This window comes from Gilvirhabdus luticola (assembly GCF_040117515.1).
In the GTDB taxonomy this organism is placed as follows: Bacteria; Bacteroidota; Bacteroidia; order Flavobacteriales; family Flavobacteriaceae; genus Gilvirhabdus; species Gilvirhabdus luticola.
The window spans coordinates 299,429-325,145 of sequence record NZ_JBEEEN010000001.1 but is presented as its reverse complement, the minus strand read 5'-3'; the positions used below and the strand labels follow the sequence as shown (position 1 = coordinate 325,145).

15 protein-coding genes and 1 tRNA gene are annotated in these 25,717 nt (G+C 33.8%); 8 read left to right on the top strand and 8 right to left on the bottom strand.

Annotation, left to right across the window (positions count from 1 at the left end):
• Positions 1-21: 21 nt before the first annotated feature.
• On the bottom strand, positions 22-1,410 hold the full coding sequence (locus AAFP94_RS01495; RefSeq protein WP_316660968.1) for a dipeptidase: 1,389 nt from the start codon (positions 1,408-1,410) through the stop codon (positions 22-24).
• A gap of 100 nt (positions 1,411-1,510) precedes the next feature.
• Between AAFP94_RS01495 and AAFP94_RS01490 the strand changes: the two genes are divergently transcribed.
• Positions 1,511-1,592 (top strand) — tRNA-Leu (locus AAFP94_RS01490).
• An 88-nt stretch (positions 1,593-1,680) separates the two neighbouring features.
• Entirely contained in the window at positions 1,681-3,021 is a 1,341-nt protein-coding gene (locus AAFP94_RS01485) for a sugar porter family MFS transporter (RefSeq protein WP_316660969.1), read from the top strand.
• Here the strand turns inward: AAFP94_RS01485 and AAFP94_RS01480 are convergent.
• Both AAFP94_RS01480 and AAFP94_RS01475 read right to left on the bottom strand, forming a co-directional pair.
• Positions 3,018-5,459 carry a DUF4982 domain-containing protein gene (locus AAFP94_RS01480; RefSeq protein WP_316660970.1) on the bottom strand — a complete coding sequence of 814 codons (2,442 nt, stop codon included), beginning with the start codon at positions 5,457-5,459 and terminating at the stop codon, positions 3,018-3,020. The two genes, AAFP94_RS01485 and AAFP94_RS01480, sit on opposite strands and share 4 nt — an antisense overlap.
• Positions 5,456-6,634: a glycoside hydrolase family 53 protein gene (locus AAFP94_RS01475; protein WP_316660971.1), complete on the bottom strand. Its 1,179-nt coding sequence runs from the start codon at positions 6,632-6,634 to the stop codon at positions 5,456-5,458. Before AAFP94_RS01475 ends, AAFP94_RS01480 begins: the two co-directional genes overlap by 4 nt.
• An 87-nt stretch (positions 6,635-6,721) precedes the next feature.
• Here AAFP94_RS01475 and AAFP94_RS01470 point away from each other — a divergent pair, with 87 nt between their 5' ends.
• From AAFP94_RS01470 to AAFP94_RS01450, 5 genes are read left to right on the top strand one after another with little or no spacing between them, the layout of a single operon-like run.
• Complete coding sequence (locus AAFP94_RS01470; RefSeq protein ID WP_316660972.1) at positions 6,722-7,720, top strand: winged helix-turn-helix domain-containing protein; 999 nt, start codon at positions 6,722-6,724, stop codon at positions 7,718-7,720.
• A 25-nt stretch (positions 7,721-7,745) separates the two neighbouring features.
• Positions 7,746-8,903 (top strand): galactokinase, encoded by a 1,158-nt coding sequence (gene galK, locus AAFP94_RS01465; protein WP_316660973.1) that lies wholly within the window; start codon positions 7,746-7,748, stop codon positions 8,901-8,903.
• A gap of 7 nt (positions 8,904-8,910) precedes the next feature.
• Positions 8,911-9,957 (top strand): UDP-glucose--hexose-1-phosphate uridylyltransferase, encoded by a 1,047-nt coding sequence (locus AAFP94_RS01460; RefSeq protein ID WP_316660974.1) that lies wholly within the window; start codon positions 8,911-8,913, stop codon positions 9,955-9,957.
• Between the two features lie 2 nt (positions 9,958-9,959).
• Positions 9,960-12,557: a glycoside hydrolase 5 family protein gene (locus AAFP94_RS01455; protein ID WP_316660975.1), complete on the top strand. Its 2,598-nt coding sequence runs from the start codon at positions 9,960-9,962 to the stop codon at positions 12,555-12,557.
• A gap of 10 nt (positions 12,558-12,567) precedes the next feature.
• Positions 12,568-13,476, top strand: a complete 909-nt coding sequence (locus tag AAFP94_RS01450) for a 3-keto-disaccharide hydrolase (protein WP_316660976.1) — start codon at positions 12,568-12,570, stop codon at positions 13,474-13,476.
• On the opposite strand, the gene AAFP94_RS01445 is transcribed toward AAFP94_RS01450, so the two are convergent.
• The 5 genes from AAFP94_RS01445 to AAFP94_RS01425 form a co-directional block, all read right to left on the bottom strand.
• Entirely contained in the window at positions 13,473-15,029 is a 1,557-nt protein-coding gene (locus AAFP94_RS01445) for a Kelch repeat-containing protein (RefSeq protein ID WP_316660977.1), read from the bottom strand. The genes AAFP94_RS01450 and AAFP94_RS01445 overlap by 4 nt on opposite strands.
• A 190-nt stretch (positions 15,030-15,219) precedes the next feature.
• Positions 15,220-18,138 carry an alpha-amylase family glycosyl hydrolase gene (locus AAFP94_RS01440; RefSeq protein WP_316660978.1) on the bottom strand — a complete coding sequence of 973 codons (2,919 nt, stop codon included), beginning with the start codon at positions 18,136-18,138 and terminating at the stop codon, positions 15,220-15,222.
• Positions 18,139-18,229: 91 nt separating this feature from the next.
• Positions 18,230-19,561 carry a SusE domain-containing protein gene (locus tag AAFP94_RS01435; protein ID WP_316660979.1) on the bottom strand — a complete coding sequence of 444 codons (1,332 nt, stop codon included), beginning with the start codon at positions 19,559-19,561 and terminating at the stop codon, positions 18,230-18,232.
• 12 nt (positions 19,562-19,573) lie between these two features.
• The gene (locus AAFP94_RS01430; protein WP_316660980.1) at positions 19,574-21,463 is read right to left on the bottom strand and encodes a RagB/SusD family nutrient uptake outer membrane protein; all 1,890 of its coding nucleotides are present in this window, start codon (positions 21,461-21,463) and stop codon (positions 19,574-19,576) included.
• Between the two features lie 12 nt (positions 21,464-21,475).
• Positions 21,476-24,424: a SusC/RagA family TonB-linked outer membrane protein gene (locus AAFP94_RS01425; protein ID WP_316660981.1), complete on the bottom strand. Its 2,949-nt coding sequence runs from the start codon at positions 24,422-24,424 to the stop codon at positions 21,476-21,478.
• A 223-nt stretch (positions 24,425-24,647) separates the two neighbouring features.
• Here AAFP94_RS01425 and AAFP94_RS01420 point away from each other — a divergent pair, with 223 nt between their 5' ends.
• Positions 24,648-25,688 carry a LacI family DNA-binding transcriptional regulator gene (locus AAFP94_RS01420; RefSeq protein WP_316660982.1) on the top strand — a complete coding sequence of 347 codons (1,041 nt, stop codon included), beginning with the start codon at positions 24,648-24,650 and terminating at the stop codon, positions 25,686-25,688.
• Positions 25,689-25,717: the final 29 nt, after the last annotated feature.

The following is a 25,717-nucleotide window of genomic DNA, read 5'->3' as shown; positions in this document are numbered from 1 at the left end:
TAAGCCAGAAAGTCTAAAAGTTTATTTAGACAATTCAGTGTAATACTTATAAAACCACGGGATGGTTTCTATGCCTTTTAGGAAATTCCAAATTCCAAAATGCTCGTTTGGAGAATGTATAGCATCACTATCCAACCCAAAGCCCATTAAGATAGTTTTGCTCTTTAGCTCTTGTTCAAAAAGAGAAACTATTGGAATACTACCACCACTGCGTTGAGGAATTGGTGTTTTGCCAAATGTTTCTTCATAAGCTTTGCTTGCTGCTCTATAGCCAATACTGTCTATTGGTGTTACATAGCCTTGACCACCATGATGAGGTTTTACTTTTACTTTAACACCTTTTGGAGCAATACTTTCAAAATGTGTTTTAAATAATTCTGTTATTTCTTTCCAATCTTGATGAGGTACTAATCGCATTGATATTTTAGCAAAGGCTTTACTGGCAATAACTGTTTTTGCACCTTCACCAATATATCCACCCCAAATTCCATTAACGTCTAATGTTGGCCTTATTGAATTTCTCTCATTGGTTGTGTAACCAGTTTCACCATAGACTGCCTCAATGTCTAAAGCTTTTTTATAATCATCTAAATTAAAAGGTGCTTTTGCCATTTCTGCTCTTTCTTCTTTTGAAAGCTCTTCAACTTTATCATAAAATCCTGGAATAGTAATATGATTGTTTTCATCATGAAGAAAAGCAATCATTTTGGTCAATATGTTAATAGGATTGGCAACAGCTCCGCCATATAATCCAGAATGTAAATCTCTATTTGGTCCTGTGACCTCTACTTCTACATAACTCAACCCACGTAACCCTGTGGTAATAGAAGGTGTCTCTTTTGATATCATTCCAGTATCTGAAATCAAAATCACATCATTTTTAAGCTTTTCTCTGTTATCTTTAACAAAATCGGCTAGACTTTCGCTGCCAACTTCTTCTTCCCCTTCAACCATAAATTTCACATTGCACGGTAACTGGTTAGTTGCAACCATATATTCCAGAGCCTTTACATGCATATACATTTGACCCTTGTCATCACATGAGCCACGAGCATAAATAGCGCCTTCTGGATGTAGTTCCGTACTTTTTATGACAGGTTCAAAAGGTGGAGAATTCCATAGATCTAAAGGGTCTGGTGGTTGTACATCATAGTGTCCGTACACCAAAACTGTTGGTAAACTTTTGTCAAAAACTTTTTCGCCAAAAACAATTGGATAACCTTTGGTTTCGCAAATCTCAACCTTATCACAGCCAGCTTTTTCTAATTGTATTTTTACTGCTTCGGCCGTTTTTAAAACATCATTTTTATAAGTTGAATCTGCACTAATTGACGGAATTTTTAAAAGTTCTATGAGTTCGTCTATAAATCTGTTTTTATTTTCCTGGACGTAGGATTTTATGTTTTTCATTTGGAAAGTTTATGTTCTTTTCAAAAGTATAAAAAAAGAACGTTTTTTGGTTGCAGAAGTTTGCAATATAAAAATCTTGCTTATATTTGCAGTCCTTATTGCGGGCGTGGTGGAATTGGTAGACACGCTAGACTTAGGATCTAGTGCCGCGAGGTGTGAGAGTTCGAGTCTCTCCGCCCGCACATTGAGCTTCTCATTTCTTGAGAGGCTTTTTTTATAACTTCACTTTTATAAATTAACTTATCTTTAGTAACACTAAAAAACTAACTAATGAATAAGAAAATATTTTTTTGGTCTATTACTGTTGCTCTAGCTGGGTTTTTATTTGGTTTTGATACTGTTGTAATATCTGGAGCGGAACAGGATTTACAATCTATGTGGAGTGAATATACATTGTTTGGAAGTAATAATAATTTTCATGGATATATAGTTGTTGGTTCGGCTCTATTCGGAACTATTTTTGGAGCGTTGTTCGGTGGAATTCCAACGAATTCTATTGGGCGGAAGCAAACGCTAATTTGGATTGGCATTCTTTATACAGTATCTGCTTTAGGTTCTGGATTATCTAATGATCCGTGGATGTTTGGATTTTTTCGTTTTATGGGTGGTTTAGGTGTTGGAGCATCTACTATAGCGGCTCCTGCTTATATTTCTGAAATTGCTTCAGCAAAAAACAGAGGGAAACTAGTTGCAACTTATCAATTCAATATTGTTTTCGGGATTTTGGTTGCTTTTATTTCCAACTATTTAATAAGCTCTTATATAGAAAATAGTAGTTGGAGATTGATGATTGGTATCGAAGCTCTTCCAGCTTTTATCTATACGCTTATGGTATTTACTGTTCCAAAGAGTCCACGATGGTTACTTATTAAAGGGAGACATGAAGAGGCCAAACAAGTCATAAAACTTATTGATCCTAATTCAAATTCAGACGAAGTGGTTTCAAAAATTTTAGAGAAAGATATGAGTAAACCAAAAGAATCTGTTTTTCAAAAGAAATATAAGTTTATCATTCTATTGGCTTTCGCTATAGCATTCTTTAATCAGTTTTCTGGAATAAATGCATTTTTATATTATTCAAAACGGATTTTTGTTGAAGCCGGATTGGCCAATCAAGCAGCTCTTTTAGGAAGTATTGGTATTGGAATTGCCAATTTAATATTTACTCTTTTAGGTATGTATCTTATTGATAGGTTGGGTAGAAAAAAACTAATGGTAATAGGGTCTATTGGATATATTGTGTCCCTTTTGTTTGTCTCAATGGCATTTTTCTTTAGTTGGTCTGGTATTGTAGTTCCAATTTCATTATTTGTATTTATTGGTGCACATGCAATTGGACAAGGCGCTGTAATTTGGGTGTTTATTTCTGAAATTTTCCCGAACCATGTAAGGTCTTATGGGCAATCCATAGGAACTTCAACCCATTGGATTTTAGCATTTATCATACCATCATCTGTTCCTTTTTTAATTGCAAAGATTGGAGCAGGAGCAATGTTTTTGGTTTTCGCAATAATGATGATGTTCCAATTTTTATGGGTTATCTATATTATGCCAGAAACCAAAGGTGTGTCACTGGAAGATTTAGAAAAGCAGTTAATAAAGGAAGATTAATTGATAGAATTTAAAGTGATTTTAGCTGTTTTTAATCCTTTACCTTTTACTATCAATTCTATATCACCAGCTTCTTTTAGAGATTGAACGGTTACAACCAATTTTCCACTAAAAAGCTTCATTGTTGGTAAATGGAACATTTCTAATGACGTCGCATCGCCATTACAGGCGACTTTAAAAATCCCTTTGCCTTTAACCTCAAAATTCAATTGATTGGTTGCTGTAGGACAAGGAATACCATTTTTATCAACTACGGAAACAGTTACATAAGATAAGTCTTCTCCATCAGCTTTTATTGTTTCTCTGTCAGGTTCCAATATTAGTTCATTTGGTTTTCCAGCAGTATGAATTTCTTTATCAGCAATAGGTTTTCCACCTTCATCAAAAGCGACAACTTTAAGAGTTCCAGGTTTGTATTTAACATCCATCCACATTAATCTGTAACGGTTTTGAGGTGTAGAGCTATTCTTTTTTTGAACACCTTGGCTTTTTCCATTTACAAAAAGTTCAGCACTATCATAATTTGTGTAGACAAAAACAGGTGTGGTTTCGCCATCACGTCCTTCCCAATTCCAATGTGGTAAAAGATGAAGTGTCTTGTCTTTTGTATTCCATCTGCTTCTGTATAAATAATATCTGTCTTTTGGTAAGCCTGCCAAGTCTGAAATCCCAAAATAAGAACTTCTGGATGGCCAGGCTTCGTCATATGGTGTTGGTTCTCCAAGATAATCAAAACCAGTCCAAACAAACTCACCTATAACCCAAGGCTTGTCATCTTGTAGAACAAAATCTTCATCAGGAACATTAGACCACCAACAGGCTTCCAGATCATAAGAAGAGCATTGTAAATCATCATATTTTTTCATGTCTTCTTGCACAACAGGAAACTTATAAATTCCACGAGAACTTACTGTTGAAGCAGTTTCAGACCCCAAAATAAATCCTTGTGGAAAATTTTCATAAGCTTCTTCATATAAGTGAACTCTATAGTTTAATCCAGGAATATCTAACAGTGCTCCAAAACCAGATTCCATAACAGCTTTTACCTGATCCATACCAACAGTTACTGGCCGTGTTGGGTCTTCTCTATGAAATATATCTTGCAACCATTTCGCACGTTTTACACCGTCATTTCCCCATTGATCTGGTACTTCATTGCCTGCGCTCCACATAATAATAGATGGATGATTCCTTGTAGCTTGGACTAAATTGACCACGTCTTTTTCAGCGTATTCTTCAAAAAACCGATTGTATCCATTTTCAACTTTTGGTTTTGCCCATTCATCAAAACTTTCAGCTAAAAACAAAAATCCCATTTCGTCACATAATTCCAATTGTTCAAACGATGGCATATTATGGGCGCTTCTAATGGCATTGCAGCCCATATCTTTTAAGATGGTTAGTTGCCTTTTTAATGCAGCCTTGTTGACTGCTGTACCTAAAGGCCCTAAATCATGATGCAAACAAACGCCTTTAAATTTGGTGACTTCGCCATTTAAAACCAAACCTTTGCCAGATTCATATTTTATATCTCGAATTCCAAAACGAGTAGTGACTTCATCTTTTAATTCGTTATCAACAAACAATTGCGTTATCGCGGAATATAGGTATGGCATTTCTGTGTTCCATAAATTAGGATTTTCAACCTTTATGTTTTGTTCAAATTCGTTTCCAAATTTTGTAGCTGTTTTATTTGAACTGACCTTATTTTCTTTAGCATCAAAAATTGTGGTTACTACGTGGCTATTTTCACCAGTAGATACTTTGGTTTTTATATTCACTTTAGCATTATCTTCACTAACAAAAGGTGTTGTTATAAACATTCCCCATTGATCAATGCTTTCATTGTTTTTTATAATAAGTGAAACGTTTCGGTAAAGTCCAGCGCCAGGATACCAACGAGAAGCATATGCTTCATTACTTAACTTTACTGCAAGAGTATTTTCACCTTCGATGATGAATTCTGAAACATCAAAATAAAAATAGCTGTAACCGTAAGCCCATTCACCAACTTTTTTACCATTTAAATAGATTTGAGGTTCGCTCATTGCGCCTTCAAAAAGAAGAATTACTTTTTTACTTTTCGCATTCTCCGGAAGCGTAAAGGTATTTCTATACCAAGCTGTTCCAATATGGGGCAAAGCACCCGTTCTTCCTGTTTTTTCGGTTGGAAGTTTTTCGCCATTTTGTTCAATAGCTACTCGTTGAATATCTATTTCTTTATCAAATGGACCTTTTATCGCCCAATCATGAGGAACCGTAACTTGTTCCCATTTTGAATCATCAAAATTTACCTTGAAAGCATTTTCTGGGTTTCCTTTTTGGAATTTCCAATCATCCTTTAGAGTAATTACTTCCCTCGTTTGCGTATGAATAGAGAATACTCCACAAAAAAGTAAAACAAAAGCAAAAAGAACATTCAGATGATATTTAATCATAATGAGCCATTATAAAATTGCATACCTAAAGTGGCTTTATTGTCATGATCAAAAAGCGTGGCATTATCCCAATGTGAACCTTGTCCCCAAAGTGTGCTACATCCTGTTGAAACCCAAGCTGGTTCCCAATACACTATACCTTCTGCTCCTGCGTTTTTAGCAACTGTTTTTAATTGATTGAGATAATCCAATTGACCCTGTTGAGTTGCTGGATACCCAGAAACTAAAGCATCTTCATTTAAAATGTTGTTAGCTGGATCATTGTTTGATAATGTGAAAGGATAGGCGGTTTCTACAATCATTAAACGTTTGTTATATGTATTTATTAATGTGCTTATTGGTGTACCAACATTGTTTAATGTATATTCTGACCAGAGTGGATAATAGGACAAGCCTATCCAGTCGTAATCTGTAACACCATTTTGTGTTGCTTGTTCAAACCACCAAAGTCCATTTTCCGGTTGCGCTATATGTAACATAACTTCAATTTCTTTATTCTTTTCTTCGGAAAAATCTCTAACTGCTTTGATACCTTTATTTATAAGCGATGCATTTCTGGTCCAGTCTATTGGCCAAACCAATTCTCCTTGTTGTAGAATCATGCCGTTTATTTCATTACCAACTTGTACAATATCTGGCAGTAAATTTGAATTTGATAAATTACTTAATGTTTCAAAAGTATAATCATATAATAAATTGCCTAAAGCTTCAGTGTTATTAATTTGGTCTAGATAAGCAGAAGGAATTTCTTGTTTGCTTGGATCAGCCCAATGATCTGAATAGTGAAAATCTAAAAGCACGTTCATGCCTTGTGTTTTTGCGCGCTGAATTGTTTTTTTTACATCTTCAAAATTGGAATAATTTGTCCAAGTTGGATTATGCCAAAGTCTAACTCTTACAAGATTTGTACCAGCTTCTTTAAAAATGGTAAAAGGGTCTTTAGTTACATTGTTTGCATCTGTATAAGAAGCTCCACAATCCTCCATTTCGTTAACATAAGATAGATCTGCACCATAATAGAAGAAATCATCATCAGGTAGAATTATTATTCCATCATCCGTTGTGTCGTCTATAAAATCATTATCAGAATTATTACCTTCAGAAGAACAAGTTATATATAAGAATGCAAAAAAACATAATCCTAATATTGATGGATTAAACTTTATGTTTTTCATAATTGTAAATACCATTTATTTGCTAAAGTAGTAATAATATTTTAAAAAAACCTACCAGTACCTACCAGTTTTTTTTATATTTGTAGCATGAGTTTAATTTTAGTTGAAGAGAACGTTGGTGTTCCTAAATACAAGCAAATTGTTTCTTCTATAGAAGATGGTTTAACCAGTGGTTTGCTAAAAAAAGGTGATAAGTTGCCTTCAATCAATAGTATAAAAAATAAGTACTCGCTTTCAAGAGATACTGTTTTAACTGCCTTCAATGAATTAAAGACCAGAGGTATAGTTGAATCTATTTCTGGTAAAGGGTACTACGTAAAAAGCGAAAATATAGATGTTACGCAAAAAATATTTCTCCTATTTGATGAGCTAAATGCTTTTAAAGAAGATCTGTACAATTCGTTTTTAAATAATCTTGGGGACAATATTCAAGTAGATATTTTCTTTCATCATTTCAGTAGTGATATGTTTAGAAAATTGATTTACGATAGTATAGGTAACTATAGTTATTACATTATCATGCCAGCCAATTTAAGAAATACAGATATAGTAATTGAAAAATTGCCTGAAGATAAAGTGTATATTCTTGATCAAACTAACGAAGAACTATCGAAATATCCTGCTATTTATCAGAATTTCGAAGATGATATTTATTACAGTTTGAGGCAATCTTTAGTGCTCTTAAACAAATACAATAAAATAGTTCTTTTATTTCCTGAAAAAAAACAGCCGCAAGGTATGCTTATTGGATTTCAGAAGTTTAGGAAAAGCACCAATTTTCAGCATGAAGTTATTAATACTTTAAATGATAGAGAGTTAAAAAAAGGTGAAGTCTATTTGATTTTAGATGATCAGAATTTAATTGTTTTGATTAAAAAAATAAAAGAGCAACGTCTTAAAGTGGGTGTAGATATTGGTATAATTTCTTATAACGACACTCTTTTAAAAGAAATAGTTGAAAATGGAATCACTACTATTTCTACAGATTTTAAAGCTATGGGAAAAAGACTTGCACAAATGGTTTTGAATAACGAACAGTTAAAAATTGAAAACCCTAATGCTTTAATAATTAGAAATTCACTCTAATGTTACTTTAGGATTACAAACAGTTATGAATAGTAGTTTGGTTAATAGAATTAATTCATGTTTTCAGCAAAGATTTAAAAATGAACCTTTGCTTATAAATTCACCAGGTAGAATAAACATTATTGGAGAGCATACCGATTATAATGAGGGTTTTGTATTTCCCGCAGCAATCGATAAAAGTATCGTTGCTGCTATTGCTAAAAGTGATAATGATTTATGTACAGTTTATGCTTTTGATAATGATGAATTATATCAGTTTCCTATTGAAAACATTCAATCAATTAAAAATGGGAATTGGAGAAATTATATAATAGGCGTTGTTGCCGAAATTCAGAAAAAAGGATTAAAAGTTAAACCTTTTAATTTGGTATTTGGAGGCGATATCCCTAGTGGAGCAGGATTGTCTTCTTCTGCTGCACTAGAAAACAGTATTGTTTTTGGGTTGAATGAAATCTTCAGTTTAAATCTTTCTAAGTCTGAAATGATTCTAATATCACAGCAAGCCGAACATAATTATGTAGGCGTAAAATGTGGTATCATGGATCAGTACGCAAGTATGTTTGGTGTGCCAGATCACGCTTTACTTCTAGATTGTAGAACACACGGAGCTAAACCTTATAAAGTAGATTTTAAAGACTACCAATTGGTTTTAATTAACACCAATGTAAGTCACAGTTTAGTAGATGCAGAATATAATGACAGGAGAAATGTTTGTGAAAAAGTAGCAAAACTGTTAAATGTTTCTGCACTTCGAGATGCTACAGAAGAAAATTTGGAATCTATAAAATCAGAGATTTCTGAAGACGATTATCAAAAAGCATTATACATAATCCAAGAAAATAAGCGTGTGCTAAAAGCTGGACAAATGTTGATGGAGAATAATCTAATTGGGTTAGGAGAACTACTTTTTGAAGCTCATTATGGAGCTCAACATCAGTTTAAGATTAGTTGTAAAGAATTAGATTTTTTAGTTGAAAAAGCAATAGAAAGTCCTCATGTAATTGGAGCTAGAATGATGGGTGGAGGTTTTGGCGGTTGTACAATAAATATTGTAGAAAAAGGATATGTGGACGAGTTTGTTCAGTCTATTTCAAGCATTTATAAAGACACATTCAAATTGGAATGTTCAATATATTTTATAAATCTTTCGGAAGGCACGCGTCTTCTAAATCAAAATTATTAGGGATAAAATGAATTCAGATTTAAAAAACTATTCGCATAAACGTTATAATCCATTAATAGGTGAATGGGTTTTGGTTTCTCCACATCGATCAAAACGCCCATGGCAAGGGCAGGAAGAGGAAACTACTGTCGAAAAAAGACCTAAATATGATAAGACCTGCTATTTATGTGCTGGAAACATTCGAGCCAATGGAGATGTTAATCCAAATTATGAAGATGTGTTTGTGTTTGTTAATGATTTTTCTGCGCTACAGGATGATAGTGAAACGTTTAGTTTTCAATATGGTTTGCTCAAGGCTGAAAGCGAACAAGGATTTTGTAAAGTAATATGCTTTAGTTCAGATCACTCTAAAAGTTTGGCTCAAATGACTGTTAAAAGTATTCAAAAAGTAATTCATGCATGGCAAGGTGAGTTTATATCATTGAGTAAGTTGCCTAATATTAATTATGTTCAAATTTTTGAAAACAAGGGAACCATAATGGGTTGTAGCAATCCACATCCTCATGGACAAATTTGGAGTAATTCTACATTGCCGAATGAAGTTTTTAAAAAGGACAAACAGCAATTAAAATATTTTAAAGAGAATAATATAACTCTTCTGGAAGATTATTTAAAACAAGAATTGAAGCTCAATGAACGGATCATTTTTGAAAATAGAGCATTTGTTGTCTTGACACCGTTTTGGGCGGTTTGGCCATTTGAAGCTATGATAATTCCGAAATCACGTCAAAAAAATATCACTGAATTAACAAGTGAAGATACGCTACTCTTTGCCGAGGCTATTTCTGTTTTAACAAAAATATATGATAAATTATTTAATTGTTCTTTCCCATACTCTAGCGGAATTCATCAAGCACCTTCAAATGGAGAAAATAATGAACATTGGCATTGGCATATGAGTTTCTATCCGCCATTATTACGAAGTGCAACTATTAAGAAATTTATGGTTGGTTACGAGTTATTTGCCACGCCTCAACGGGACATTACACCTGAAACTACTGCTGAAATGCTTAAAAATTTGGCAAATAATCTATATCAAACTAAATATTTCTAATTATGAAAACCAACTTTTTTTCTAAAGGGATTCTGATTTTTTGTTGCTTACTATTTGCGAATTCTTTTGCTCAAAGATCACCAAATGGTAAAAATGTATATGTTGATGATAATGGCGTCATGCGTTGGTCTGAAACAAAAAAAGAAGTTAAAGGCTTTGGCGTAAATTATTCTGTGCCTTTTGCTCATGCTTACAGACAAGCGAAACAAATGGGAATTGACCCCAAAGAAGCTATTGATAATGATGTGTATCACTTTACTAGATTGGGGTTCGATTTGTATCGTTTACACGTTTGGGATACAGAAATCAGTGATACACTAGGTAATTTAATAGAGAACGAACACTTAAAGACCTTCGATTATTTACTAAAAAAACTAAAGGATAACAATATCAATTATGTGATAACACCTATTGCATTTTGGGGTAATGGCTGGCCAGAACCAAATGAGGATACACCTGGATTTTCTGCTAAATACGGAAAAGCAAATTGTTTGGAAAATCCAGAATGTATTAAAGCACAGTACAATTATTTAGAACAATTCTTAAATCATGTTAATCCATATACTGGAATTGCATATAAAGACGAGCCAAATTTAATTGCTTTCGAAGTTAGTAATGAGCCTCACCATAGAGGTGAAACCGAAGAAGTAACTGAATTTGTTAAAGGTATGACTAATGCCATGCGTAAAACAGGTACTAAAAAACCTATTTTTTACAATATGAGTCATGCTGTACATTTTATGGATGCCTATTATAAAGGGAATGTTCAAGGAGGTACATTCCAATGGTACCCAACTGGATTAGGTTATGGTAAAGAATTATCTGGAAATTTGCTGCCCAATGTAAACGACTATAATATGCCCTTTGATAGCGTGTTTAAAATTAATAAAGGTGCAAAATTGGTATATGAATTTGATGCTGCAGATGTTGGTCGCTCATATATTTATCCAGCAATGGCAAGAAGTTTTAGAACTGCTGGCATACAAATTGGGACACATTTTGCGTATGACCCTACCTATTTAGCACCACATAATACTGAATATAATACGCATTACATGAATTTGAGTTATACACCTTCAAAAGCATTGGCTTTAAAGATAAGTTCTGAAGTTTTTCATGAAGTATCTATGTATAAAGAGTTTGGCGTTTATCCTGAAAATATGAGCTTTGAGAATTTTAAAGTTGATTATAAATGTGATTTGGCTGAATATAATTCTGATACAAAATTCTTCTATACAAATTCAACAAATTCAATTCCTAATAACGAAAAAACTTTAAAGGAGATAGCAGGTTTTGGAAATTCATCTGTTGTAAAATATGATGGTACAGGTGCCTACTTTTTAGATAAAATAAATAATGGTATTTGGCGATTAGAGGTCATGCCAGATGCTGTATGGGTAGATAATCCCTTTGGAAGGAATAGTCCGAATAAAACAGTTGCTGTTATAAAATGGGAAACCCATAAGATGTCAGTAAATCTGAATAGTTTAGGTGCTGATTTCAATATTGAGGCAATTAATGATGGTAATACATTTACACCAAAAGTTCACGACAATACCTTTTCAATAAGGCCAGGAACTTATATGATTAGTAAAAAGGGTAGTTCAAAAAAATGGAAAAAAGATGATGCTTTTAAAACGAATAAGCTAAACGATTTTTATGCACCTAAAACTACAGTTAATAAACCTTGGTTTAAACATGATCCAACTGAAGAAATTACTGAAAATACAACATTAGAAATATTGGTTCAATATATTGCCCCTGAATCACCAAAAGACATAATGCTTGTTGGCAATTCAGGTTTCAATAATTATTTTAGTTATAAAATGGAGTCTATAGGAAATTATCAATTTTCTGCAACGATTCCTTCCGAAAAACTTCCTGTTGGATTTTTAAATTATAACATTATTGTAAAAAATGAAGATAATTCACAAATTACGTATCCATCTGAAAAAGCAGGGAATTTATATGATTGGGATTTTTACGATAGACAGCCATATAAAGTGGCCATAGTTTCAAAAGATAATCCAATTTACTTATTTAATGCAGCCGAAGACTCTGATTTATTGGTAAGACAATGGCGACCTGAATTTAGATTAGAGCCTACAAAAAACAGAGGTGAAGCTGAATATCGAATGAATATTGAAAAGTTGTTTGTTGCAGATAACGAAAACTTGAATACAAAGCCTATTTATGACTATTCATTTAAGCATTTTATAATTGATAAAATTAAGGGGAGACGTTCAGATTTATCTACTAAACAAGAGATTGTTTTTCATGGTAGGTCTTTAAATGAAAAACCCTGCAAATTACAAATAGCATTGGTTCTTGATGATGGCGCTTCTTATGGAAGTGTAATAGAAATTGGCACGGAAATTAATGATTACAGATTGCAATTATCAGAATTTGAACAAGTAAAAACTATTACTTTGCCAAGACCATATCCAAGTTTTCTGCCTTATTATTTAGAGCATAGCATTATTCCAAATTTTGATATAAAAAGAGTTGAAAGCATCCAATTTTCTATAGGACCTGAAATTCCAGAGAACGAATTAGAAAAGCAACATGGTATTGGGTTTATAAGTGTAAGATTAGAATAATAAACTATACATGAGAACAACATTATTAATTTTAACAGTATTATTTGGATTTATTAGCTGTAAAAATTCAAAAGAAAACATATCAATTGATGTTGATAAAGAAGAATGGATTTCATTATTCAATGGTAAAGATTTAGGTAATTGGGAAATTAAAATTGCTGGTCATAAAGTAGATGATAACTATAAGAACACCTTTATAGTAGAAGATGGCATATTAAGAGTAATTTATAAAGATTACGATACATTTACCAATCAATTCGGGCATATTTATTACAAAAAACCATTTTCTTACTACAAAGTAAAATTAGATTATCGTTTTACTGGAGAACAAGTACCAGGAGGACCTTCATGGGCATTTAGAAATAGTGGTATTATGTTGCATTCGCAATCTGCTGCTTCAAATAGTTTAAATCAAAATTTTCCAGTTTCTATTGAAATGCAGTTTTTAGGAGGAAGCGGTAAAGATGAAAGAGCAACAGGAAATCTTTGTACACCAGGTACAATTGTAAGAATGGATGATTCAATCAATTATAATCACTGTATTACAAGTAGTTCTAAAACCTATCATGGTGATCAATGGGTTCATGCAGAAGCTATAGTATTGGGAGATGAGAAAATAATTCATATTATAGAAAGTGATACGGTTTTTACGTATTTAAACCCTATGATTGGCGGTGGCTTATTGACCAAAGGTGCTGATGAAGAATGGAAAAACAATGGTGTAGATAATAAAGAAGAATGGTTGGCAAAAGATGGTCAGCCACTCAATCAAGGATATATTGCGCTACAGGCAGAAAGCCATCCCGTAGATTTTAAAAATGTAGAACTTCTTGATTTATGTGGTTGTATGGATAAAAAGGCCAGAAATTATAAATCGTATTACGTAAAAGCGGATAATACGAAATGTATATACGATTAAAGCTTCACTAATTTTGAGGTTAAAATCATACCATTCTCATCTTCAATTTTTGTAAAATATAGCCCTTTGGGAAACCTCGAAACATCAAATAAATGGTTTTTGTTATAATGGCCATTGAACTTTGTTATCAATTTTCCGGTGATGTCATAAATAGCTAAACCAGAAATATCTTTATTAACTGAAAATAAATCTTTAACTGGGTTTGGATAAAGCTTAATGCGGTTTAAACTTTGAGTTTCTGTAGATAGTCCGGTATCCAGTGATCCTTCTAATGATACGTTTATTGTAGAACTATTATTGTATGTAATGACTAAAGTTGCATTGTTGGTTGGTTTGGTGGTATCGTTTAAAGTAACTTCAACAATTAAATTTCCGTTTACTCCAACCAATCTGTTATCATAGGATTCATCCAAAGTATAATCTGCAGAACCAGTTAATTCCATAGTATCTATATAGGTTCCAGTAGTTCCTAATGAATTTGATACATTTATTTGGACTGGAACGCTTCCTTCTAATTCTGTATAAGTAAATGATTTGGTAGTTTCATCTGCTTCAAACGTACTATTAACGTTTGGGCTACCTTGTGGATTATCCGTTCCATAATATTCATATTCTTTAATAGGAGATCCGCTTAAGTTTCCACAGGTTACATGTATTCCGTCTCCTGAAACAATGGCCTGAATTCCATGTCTTGGATAATTTAAACTATTTTTTGTAGACCATGAATTAAGTACAGGATCATAGGCTTCAACTTGATCACGAAGAAATCCTGGAGCCTCGCCACCAATGGCATATATTTCATCATCAAAAACTACGACAGCCAGTCCAGCCCTAGTTGTTGGAATGTTTTTGCTTGCATCTAAAGTTGACCACATTTCGGTAGTAAAATCATAAACATCTACTTCAGGAACCAGTGGCTCGAAAACACCTCCTGTACCACCTGTTAACCTGCCACCAATGGCATAGAGTTTGTTATTAAATGTAACTGCGTGAAAGTGATCTCTTGCACGCGGAGCATTTGTTAATTGTGTCCAAATTCCTGTTGCTGGATCAAATTCGTCAAGGTAAGATACATAACCGCCATCATGACCCATCGTGTTTCCGCCGACGAGATAAAATTTATTATTATAAATTACTAATCCTGCACTTCCACGTTTTCTTGATGCAGGAATTTCCATGCCTTGAATCCATTGTTCACTTGCTGGATTGTACATGTAAATATGATCTACAGGTTCTTCAATAGGGAAGTCGTTGTCTTTAAAAGCTCCAATGACCCAAACCAGACCTTCATAAGTTATAGCTTGAAAATGATTAAACTCAATTGGTGCCATACCTCCATTAGACCAAGTATTGGTAGTATAATCGTAAACATCTAATGTTTGTGAAGATTCTCGTCCGCCAAACAAGATAAATTTATCTCCTGCCTGAACAAATCCAAATTCATGTCTTGCAGTATATGTTTCATCTTCACTTTTTTCTGTCCATGTTTGTGAAGAGATAGTATAGAATGAGAAAAAAAATACAGCAATAAATAAGATGAGGCTTCTTTTCATCATAAATAAGTTTTGAGCTAAATAGGTAATTATAAGTTAAAATATAATTTTTTAAATAAAACAAGCGAAATGTAAAGATTAATTCGACGAGAAAGCAATTTTATCAGTTTATTTTATTTTTTTTAAGACAACAAAAAAAGCCTACTCTGTTAAGGAATAGGCTTATAAATATTTTTTACTATGATCTTGTTTAGTTTATTATTAACCGTTTAGTAACAGAACCTTCTAAAGATTCAATTTTTATCAAATACATACCATCAGCCATTTCTGATACTCCAAATTCATATCTTGCAGGAAAGCCACCATTATAAGTTTTTATCAATTTTCCTGTGATATCATAAACCGATACATTTTCTACAGGTTTTGTAATCTGAAAAGAAGTTTTGGTTGGATTAGGATAAAGTGTAAAATCTTCTAATAAAATATCATTAGCGCTTAATGTAGAGGCTTGATTACCATAAATTCTAAATTCACCAGCAGGGATGCTTATTGGATCTGTGGTGCTATTAACAGTTATAGACGTCGTTCCAGTTTCATCCATTAAATCATACCAAGTTCCTGTGTATGGAAAATTAGGAACCACATTTTGAGAGGTTACATCAAAATTAGCAAGAATGACAACATTTTTTAAATTGGGTAATGCATTATCCCAAATATATATTTTTGGAATTAAATTGCTTGGGCTTACTGGCGAGTCTATAGAATAACTACCTTCAAATACAGGTTCATTGATCTTCAATGAAATCAGTCGACTCCAATCGTCATAAACTTGTCTTCGGTTAGGATCGTTTAACCACATTTCATCCCATTGCGGTTGTGGCTTTGTAGTTAGTTTACAATCACCATCATCATTACCATCATAATCGGTATTTATGGTTACTCCATCACTACACATAAAAATAGAATTGTCCATACCTAATTCACCAAAATGCCAAATCATTTTAGGTCCTGGAATAGTCAATGAAACTGCTCCTATTGCTGGCATTCTTGACAGTGCAGTATTAAGATCAGTAACATCATAGCTACCACTACTATTTCCGAACTGAAGATTTTTGTACATTAAACGTTCTTCATCATGACTCTCTGCGTAACCTACAAGCCTAGGCTCACTAAACCCTCTAGAATCATGTCCCATAAAATAAATGGTTGCATTATAACCCATTGATAATTCATTATATTCGGCGGTTTGTTTTCCCCATAACATGATGCCTTTTCCTTCTCCAATTCTATAGTCTGCCCATTCGGTTTCTTCATCATCAGATCCATCAGGAGTGCCAAGATGCTCAAAGATTACATAATGATCAGGATCAAGACTCCAAGAATAGTCTGCATAAGCTTTTAATATATCCACGCGATCTTGCTGGAAAGAGTTTGTGCAAAATTCATTACTTGGAGAACAGTTTTGAGTAAATCCTTTTGTTAAATCCCAACGAAAGCCATCTATATTAAATTCTTCAATCCAATGCTTAATGACCCGTTGAGTGTAATATTGTGTCAAGGTACTTGAATGGTCAAAATCATTACCCACACTATATGCATGAGTTTCATATTGATTCAAATAGGGATTTTCTGTACTCATACTCGAATCACCAGTTTCATCATCACCATCCGTGCCCCAACCGTCACCATCGGGATCGTTCATCCACATGCGTACCATAGGGCTTCTTCCAAACACATGGTTGAGAGCCAGATCTAAAATTACCGCAATGCCATTTTGGTGGTATAGGTCAATTAGCTCTTTAAACTTATCTTCAGTTCCATAGAATTTATCTAAAGCCATATGGAATGCGGTATTATAACCCCAACTTTCATTGCCTTCAAATTCCATAACGGGCATAAGTTGTATAGCATTGATATTTAAATCTTTAAAGTAGTCTATACGGTCAATTAAATCTTGAAAATTTCTATTGGCATCAAAATCACGTACTAATACTTCATAAATTATAAGGTCTTCTTTTTTTGGTTTTGTAAAACTAGTCCAAGAATAAGGTGTTTGCCCAGTTTGTAACACAGTTACTTCACGTTCTTGCCCTGTAGGATAAGAAGGTAAGCCGGGGTCTAAATTAGGATTTCCTGGATCATCAAAAGGAGATAATACTAAAGTTGAAAATGGATCTGCTGTTTTTACAAGCTTCGGAGAATCGGCAACTGGAGAGAGTGCGCCAACCCAATATTGATAGGTGTAATAGGTACCTGGTGTTAAACCCGTAAGTTCGAACCAAAACTTACCAGAGGCGTCTTTTTTCATGGCATGCATGGGTTTAGGTTCCCAGTCATTACCAGGAAAGCTACCGGCCAAATAGACAAAATCTTTCAAAGGTGCGTTCAATACTAAAGTTGCTTTAGTATTATCTCCGCTATCATAGTTAATACCATCTACTAATCCTCCTGCCATGTTTTGAGCTGGTGCAGAATTAACCAGTATGACAAAAGATTTTGTAATACTTTTACCACCTTGAGTTACAACTAAATCACAATGTTGATTTTCAGTTATACCAGAAAAAAAGTATTGGTAAGGTCCACCCATAGTAACGTCGTAATTTAATCTCGTATTAATACTTACGCCATTTGCAAATAGTTCATAATCTGCAGCACCATTGGTATTAGTGGCTAAAACTGATGTATTACCACCAGAACTTACAATAATACTGCCATCGGTTGGATTAATCATAGAAACTTGAAAGGCGCCAACATTAAAGAAGAAGTCTTTACAACCACCATTATCATGTTTTAGTTCTTGAGAGCCATCTTCATTTCTGAATACCATACCCATTTTTGTAGCACTTGCTTCTTCCCCAGCGGTCAAGCCAAAATATGAATTGGGTGTAATTGTTATACTCCAGGTGTCATCGCCATTATCGGTCATTTCGCCAACACCATCATCCATGCCCCAATTTCCTTGAACTTTGTTCCATGGGTTACTATCAGGACCAATTCCAGCATGCATATATACAGAACCTGGACTACTTATAGAGTTGCATGTAGCAGCTGTAATATCGACAGTTATCGTTACAGGTTGATCTACCTCTATAGGACTTGGATTTGTAGTTACTTGAGCTGATAATACAAAAGGTATAAACAATAAAAAAGTGAGTACTGTTTTTTTCATAGACTTTAAATTTTAATTAAAAAGCCTGTATAAATAAATTATTCTATATACAGGCTTTATCAACACTTATTAATCAAATAAATTTATATTATTACCAAGGGTACATTGCTATTGTAGGCGGATCTACACTAAAGTTTAGAACAATATTGTAAGTTCCTGCTGTAACTGGTATATCTGCACCTCCGGCTTCTAAAGTACCATCATTTCCATCATCACCATAATTTACTGCCCAAGCATCGTTTTGACGAACTTTAATAAAACCATTGGTTAATACTGCACCATTAATATAATAATAGCCTTCATTAATACCGAAGTCTGGAACAAATTTTTCATTAGGTCCATCCCAGCCATTAGCTGTTGCATCACCTACAAGACCCCAAACATCGATCTCTTCGATCGTATAGGTTAGTGTATTTAAATCCATAGTTACTAAATAGTGACCTGCTGTTACTGCAATATCAGAGCCACCTTGTTCTAGAGTTCCGTCAACACCGTCGTCTCCATAATTTAAGCCCCAATCATTATTCAACCTGAACTTAATTAGACCTTCTGCTAAAGTAACTACAGCAACCCAGTTATTTTGATAGGAATTATATTGCATCATTAGATCAGGAATGTCTGGATTGCCCCAGCCACCAGGTGTAGCACTACCAACAAGCCCCCATGAATAATCTTCAATGGTATATGTTAAATTATTAGTATCAAATGTAACTAAATAGGTGCCTGCAGTAACAGGAATATCTGCACCTCCAGCTTCTAAAGTACCATCTGCACCATTATCCCCATAATTGTTTGTCCAGTCATTATTTTCTCTGAATTTAATAAGACCATCTCTTAAGGTTACATAGGCAACATATACGCCAGATTCACTTGAGGTGTAAAAAGGCAAGTCTAAAATATCTGGATTTCCCCATCCACCAGGTGTAGCACTACCTACAACACCCCAAGTAGTAGAAAGATCAAGCAAAGAAGAATAAGCAGTGACGGTTAAAGTAACCGGTTCAGAAATCATTTTTTGAGAAGCACTTAAAGTTGTTTCAACTTTTATATCAACATTAGATTCTTCAAATGGAACCAATCCTAATGAAAGAAGTTTACCATTCAATTCATTTCCTTTAAAAATTTTTGAAAGATTTGAACCTACAGGAATAACTTGTGGAGCAGAAAAATCTCCGCCTTCAAAATCAATCATAATTTTGTACGTTGCTGCAGCATCAAAACCAAAAACAGGCTCTCTCCAAGATACGGTAAGTACCTCACTATCTGCATCATCTTCTATTAAAACAAGATTGGAAGCTGATAGAGATACAACAGCATTATTACTAGGACCTGGGTTTAATTCTATAATTTCGACATCATCACATGATGTAAACACTAATAGAAAACCTAGAATATAACTTGATATTTTAAATATATTTTTCATCTTTTTCTAATTTTAATAACCTTCGTTTTGCGTTAGGTTAGGATTAGTAGCTAATACGTTAATAGGTAAAGGAAAAACATTTCTATAAGAACCTACTGCAATTCCTCCTGGTTCATTTCCTTTAAAAGGCCACAAATAACTGCCTGTCGTAAAATAGTTATAACGAACTAAATCTGTACGTCTTTGGCCTTCCCAATAAAGCTCTCTTGATCTTTCGTCTAAAACAAAATCCAGAGTAAGGTCACCAGCACTAATGTTTCCAGAATCATTACCATAAGCTCTTAATCTTATTTCATTAATTTTGCTTACTGCAAGATTCATATCACCACCGCCACCTCTTAAAGTTGCTTCAGCATAATTAAGATAGATTTCAGGTAATCTTATCATTGCTAAATCTGTATCTGCAAAATCACCTGGAGCATGACTACCAGGATTTCCATTAGAATCTACATTCTTGAATTTTGTAATGGCATAGCCATCTTCAAAAGCAGGGATGCTTTCAATTTCTAAATTTTGGCCATCACTGTGAAACATTGCTCTAGAATCACTTGCAAAAGGTGTAATTGTATAAGTTAATGCATCCAAATCTAAAGTCACATAATAAGTTCCTGGGCTTGGCACAGCAATGTTATCTCCACCAGGTTCCAAAGTGCCATCAGCACCAGTATCTCCATAATTATTACCCCAATCTTCATTAAACCTGAATTTTGCAAATCCACTAGCTAAATCTGCATAAAGGGCAAATTGATTAGTGCCAGTTTGATACATTTCCATATCTGGACCATCCCAACCATTTTCAGTTGCATCACCAACAAGACCCCAATCAGATTGTGTGCCTAATGCAGAATTTAATGCATCAATGTCTACTGCAAATTTATTGACTAGATTTTTAGTAGTACGAATACCTGCCCAACCACCATTAACACCAAATTCGGTTGGGTTCATTGATCCACCTATTGCTGCATGAACTAGAAATGTTGTGCCTCCCCAAGTTTGAGAACTGGTTCCATCAAAATTAATTGTATATATAAATTCATTTTGAGCCCCATTTGTATCGTTATCTGCTAAAAATAGTTCATCATATGCTGTTCCATTTCCATTGGCATCATTCATGTTTATAGAGTAAGTAGAATTCATAACATTACTAGAATATGTAACGCATTCATTATACTTTGGCATTCCAATCCAGACTTCAGCATTAAGATATAGTCTTGATAATAAAGCCCATGCAGCAACTTTATCCACACGACCATATTCATTTGAACCACTATCCATCAATGTGTTTTGAATGTCTAATAATTCTGATTCAACAAAAGCGAAAATTTCAGATCTATTACTCTGTTCAGGTAATTCAGTTGAAATTTCAGAAGTTAGAGGTACGTTGGCGTACATATCCATCAAATTGTAATATGCAAAAGCTCTTAAAAAACGAGCTTCAGCTAAATACGTTTGTATTTCTGGATCGTCAATGGCTGATGCATTTTGAATAAACGAATTACTAAATGACACTACTTGAGCTAAACGAGAATACATAGCCTCGGTAAAATCGTTGCTACTAGACCATATTTGGCCATGCAAATCTGGAAGACCAGGATCTCCCCAGCCAACAACTCCATGATCTGTAGTCAATTCATTAAGGTTCCACAGCATTCTTGTATACTGTGAAAACCCTTCGTCGATATCAGCAATATCTGGTTGACCAGATGGTCCTTGCTGACCTGTGAGAGCAAAACCTGCATATACTTTAGCTAAGGCACCTTTGGCTTCAGCAGCATTTGCAAATACATCTTCTTGCGTAAAACTATCAGGATCTATTGGAGATAGATTTAAATCATCATGACATGAAGCCATAAAGAAAGTGATAGTGATCAATACAATGATTTTTTTAATTCTATTTTTCATACTTCAATTTTTTTAGAAATCTATATTAACTCCTAGAGTAAATATTCTAGGTCTAGGATAAAAATTATTATCTATACCAGCACTCAATTGAGTACTGTTTGCTTGTTGAGATATTATTTCAGGATCAATACCTTCATAATCAGTAATTGTCAATACATTTTGTAAAGAAGCATAAAGCCTTAAATCAATATCTTTTATAATATCTGGCATGCTATACCCTAAAGTAATATTATCAATTTTAAAGAATGAGGCTTCTTGAACATAATAATCACTTAACAAATTATTTTCAGTAGTCTCAACAAAACGTGTATTTAATACGTCTTGAGGTAGGTTGTATATTATGTTATTCTGGGTTAATCTTCTCAAGTAACCATTAGCAGAGTCTACGTTATTATAGTTATAATTTCCTAAACTTGCTCTTGAAACTAAAGCAAAATCCCAATTTTTATAAGAAACATTAGTGTTTAATCCCATTAAAACATCCGCAAAAGGACTTTTATACAAGTACCTATCATCATCATTAATGATGTCGTCTCCATTTCTATCTACATAAACACCTTCAATAGGCATTCCTGTATTTGCATCATAAACCTGTTGGTAAACCAAATAACTATATGGTACCTGACCTTCTGTATGGATTTGAACATTATTACCAACTCCACCACTTATTCCACCAGTAGGTTGATTAAAAGGAAGACTAGTAACTTCATTATCATTGAAAGCAACATTATAACCAATAGTCCACTCGAAATCTTCAGTTTGAATAGGAATGACATTTATAGTAAATTCTATCCCTCTATTTTCCATATCACCAATATTGGCATCTACTCTATTACCAAAATTGGTAAATGGATCCACAAAGGCAGAGGCAATTAAATCTTGGGTCTCTTTTTTATAGACATTTACAGAACCACTAATCCTATTATTAAGAATTGCATAATCTACACCAAAATTAATTGTCTTGCCGACTTCCCAACGTAAATCATCATTAATAGGTTCTGGCCTGTATGTTTGATAAAATCCGGTTCCAAACTGATAACCTGCTGTTGATTGGTTTCCTGTATAACGAGTTAGGAATTGATAATCGCCTAAACCATTTACATTTCCAATCTCTCCATAACCAATACGTAATTTTAACTCATTAAAAACAGAACCCTCCATAAAATCTTCTCTATGCATATTCCAGGCTAATGCTGCAGAAGGGAAGTAGCCCCACTGATCTTTAGGATTCAATTTTGAAGACGCATCAGCCCTTAATGTGGCCGTTAGAAGATACTTGCCTTTGTAATCATAATTTGCTCGTCCAAAATAAGATAATAAGACGTTCTCACTTTTATCTATACCTCCACCTGATTCTTCTCCTGTTGTATAATCTACAGTTGAATCACTATTATTAGTTTCAAAAGATTGATAAGAATGTCCAGCAACAAATGTAATATTATGAATATCATTAATTGATTTCTTGTAGGTGATGTAAGCATCAAACAATTTATTTGTTAACTCATTACTATATCGAGAAATAGAACCTGAAAAATTTTGGTCAGAAGTTGGAATCAAGTCAGAAGTAATTTTTCTTCCGTTACTATCAGATTTATCAATACCGACATTTATAGTAGCTGTTACATCTGGAAAGAAATGAAGATTATAGTCAAATTTAGCATTGGCTATAAGACGTTTAACTTCAGCCGTGTCATCAACAAAATCTATCAATGCTACTGGGTTTGTATTTGCCAAATTCAATTGGTAACCAGTAGAAGGGTCTATCCAAGCAAAATAACCCCCAAATAATGGGTCACCATTCATTACAGGTTGAGTAGGGTCAAAAGTTGCGGCATTCCCAATGGCATCTCTATTAGCAAACTTATTTTCCGTGTACATGCCCCTAGCATTTAAATCAATTTTTAGGTGATCATCCAATAAAGAAGGGGTTAATGTTAAGGAGGCAGTTGTTCGCGTAAAATTATCGGTCTCTAAAGTACCATCTTGATCTGTATAACCTAATGATGCACGCATTGGTATTCCCCAAGCTGCTCCTAAAGCACTAAAAGAATGGTCGGTACCAACGGCGTCTGTATATATTTCATTTTGCCAGTCGGTATCTGCATTTCCTAATCGAGCAACAGCTGCAGGATCTTGCAATATATTTTGAATATAACCTCTTACTTGTTCTGCATTCCAAACATCTACTTTATCTACTGGAGAAAGAAAATTTACTTTAGAATGTATGTTAAATCTAAAATCAGTATCCTTACCCTTTTTAGTAGTAATCAAAATAACACCATTGGCTGCTCTAGAGCCATAAATGGCTGTTGCAGAAGCATCTTTGAGAACAACCATGCTTTCAATGTCATTTGGGTTCAAGATATTAAGGGGATTTCTTGACCCTCCAACTCCTCCATCGTCTAAAGGAATACCATCTAAAACGTAAAGCGGGTTGTTTGTTAATGAAAGAGAACCATTTCCTCTAATTCTAACTAATTGGCCATCTCCTGGTGCTCCACTTCCAGAAGTTACAGAAACTCCGGCTACTTTACCAGCGATAAGCTGTTGTGCAGAAACAACGGGGCCCTGGTTAAAATCATCAGATGTGATTAAGTCAGCAGTTCCAGTTAAATCTTCTTTTCTCACACTACCATAACCTATAACAACAACTTCGTCTAAAACTGAAGCATCTTCTACAAGCTGTACATTAAGTGTAGCTTGCCCGTTATAAGCAATTTCTTGTGTTTGATAGCCAATAAAAGAGAATACAAGTACATCTCCATTATTGACATTGATATTATAATTTCCATCAAAGTCTGTTGCCGTACCAGATGCAGTGCCTTTAATAATGACATTTACACCTGGAAGTGGTAAAGTTGATGATTGCTCTGTTACTGTTCCATTTACTTGAGTTTGCCCAAATCCAATAATTGGAGCAAAAAGTAAAGAAAACAATAAACCTTTAAATAATGTTTTCATACAATACTTTTAAATTAATGTCTTAATAAGTTTGTTATATTTTCACTTCTCAAGATAAATTTATGTAAAATTTATGTAAGATTTGAGCGAGGCCTTATTATTACTGCTACGCAAACGTTTTCGTGTTGAAAACTTTTTTTAATTTAATAAATATGACAGAAAAAACCAACAAATTATCATATTACTAATATTATAGTATATTTAATATCACAAATTGATTTTGATGAAAAGAAAAGTTACGCTAAAACAGATTGCCAAAGAGTTAGATGTTTCTATTTCTACTGTTTCAAAATCTTTAAGAAACAGTAAAGAAATAGGTGAGGATACGAGGGAAAAAGTTCAGGCATTCGCGAAATTATATAACTATAAGCCCAACAATATTGCTTTGAGCTTAAAGAACAGAAAGACCAGAACAATTGGAATTATGATTCCAGAAATTGTTCACCATTTCTTTTCAAAAGTAATAAGAGGTATTGAATTGATTGCAAATAAAAGAGGTTATAATGTTATTGTTGGCTTATCCAACGAGTCATTTGATAAAGAGGTAATTAATATGGAAATGCTGGCCAATGGTAGTATAGATGGTTTTATATTGTCAATTTCTAAAGAGACTCTATTACAGCAAGATTATCATCATTTTCATGAGACTATAAATCAAGGGATGCCTATTGTTATGTTTGATCGAGTAGTTAATGAAGTGAACTGCGATAAGGTTATTGTTGATGATTTTCAAGGCTCAAAGAAGGCTATAAATAAATTGATAAATTCTGGATGTAAAAATATAGCTATCATCACTACCAAAGATTACGTAAATGTTGGAAAATTAAGAACTCAAGGGTATTTGCAAGCTTTAGAGGAAAATCAAATACCAGCAAAAGCAAGTTTAATTTTAAAGGTAGATGACAGGCTTGTTTCAGAGGATCATTTAGAGGCTTTGGAGCAAGAAATTGAGCAGCTATTTAAACAAAACAAAAAGCTTGATGGTGTATTTGCAGTCAATGAATTATATGCCATTACAGCGATGAAAGTTGCCAGGAAATTTAAAAAGAAAATACCTGAAGACATTCAATTTATAGGCTACACAGATGGTGTATTGTCTAAACACGCTACCCCAAGTCTTACGACCATTAGTCAGCATGGGCAAAAGATTGGTGAAAAAGCAGCTGATTTGTTAATAGATAAATTAGAAAAAGATAGCGAAGATGACAGTTATCAGACTGTAATAATTGAAACCGAACTAATTGAAAGGGAATCAACAAAATAAAAATTTAGTATCAGATATTTAAAAACTTT

What these genes read in the sequence shown, in the direction of transcription:
- AAFP94_RS01495 (WP_316660968.1), bottom strand. Translation starts at nt 1,410, where the DNA reads ATGAAAAACATAAAATCCTACGTCCAGGAAAATAAAAACAGATTTATA.
- AAFP94_RS01485 (WP_316660969.1), top strand. Translation starts at nt 1,681, where the DNA reads ATGAATAAGAAAATATTTTTTTGGTCTATTACTGTTGCTCTAGCTGGG.
- AAFP94_RS01480 (WP_316660970.1), bottom strand. Translation starts at nt 5,459, where the DNA reads ATGATTAAATATCATCTGAATGTTCTTTTTGCTTTTGTTTTACTTTTT.
- AAFP94_RS01475 (WP_316660971.1), bottom strand. Translation starts at nt 6,634, where the DNA reads ATGAAAAACATAAAGTTTAATCCATCAATATTAGGATTATGTTTTTTT.
- AAFP94_RS01470 (WP_316660972.1), top strand. Translation starts at nt 6,722, where the DNA reads ATGAGTTTAATTTTAGTTGAAGAGAACGTTGGTGTTCCTAAATACAAG.
- galK (WP_316660973.1), top strand. Translation starts at nt 7,746, where the DNA reads ATGAATAGTAGTTTGGTTAATAGAATTAATTCATGTTTTCAGCAAAGA.
- AAFP94_RS01460 (WP_316660974.1), top strand. Translation starts at nt 8,911, where the DNA reads ATGAATTCAGATTTAAAAAACTATTCGCATAAACGTTATAATCCATTA.
- AAFP94_RS01455 (WP_316660975.1), top strand. Translation starts at nt 9,960, where the DNA reads ATGAAAACCAACTTTTTTTCTAAAGGGATTCTGATTTTTTGTTGCTTA.
- AAFP94_RS01450 (WP_316660976.1), top strand. Translation starts at nt 12,568, where the DNA reads ATGAGAACAACATTATTAATTTTAACAGTATTATTTGGATTTATTAGC.
- AAFP94_RS01445 (WP_316660977.1), bottom strand. Translation starts at nt 15,029, where the DNA reads ATGAAAAGAAGCCTCATCTTATTTATTGCTGTATTTTTTTTCTCATTC.
- AAFP94_RS01440 (WP_316660978.1), bottom strand. Translation starts at nt 18,138, where the DNA reads ATGAAAAAAACAGTACTCACTTTTTTATTGTTTATACCTTTTGTATTA.
- AAFP94_RS01435 (WP_316660979.1), bottom strand. Translation starts at nt 19,561, where the DNA reads ATGAAAAATATATTTAAAATATCAAGTTATATTCTAGGTTTTCTATTA.
- AAFP94_RS01430 (WP_316660980.1), bottom strand. Translation starts at nt 21,463, where the DNA reads ATGAAAAATAGAATTAAAAAAATCATTGTATTGATCACTATCACTTTC.
- AAFP94_RS01425 (WP_316660981.1), bottom strand. Translation starts at nt 24,424, where the DNA reads ATGAAAACATTATTTAAAGGTTTATTGTTTTCTTTACTTTTTGCTCCA.
- AAFP94_RS01420 (WP_316660982.1), top strand. Translation starts at nt 24,648, where the DNA reads ATGAAAAGAAAAGTTACGCTAAAACAGATTGCCAAAGAGTTAGATGTT.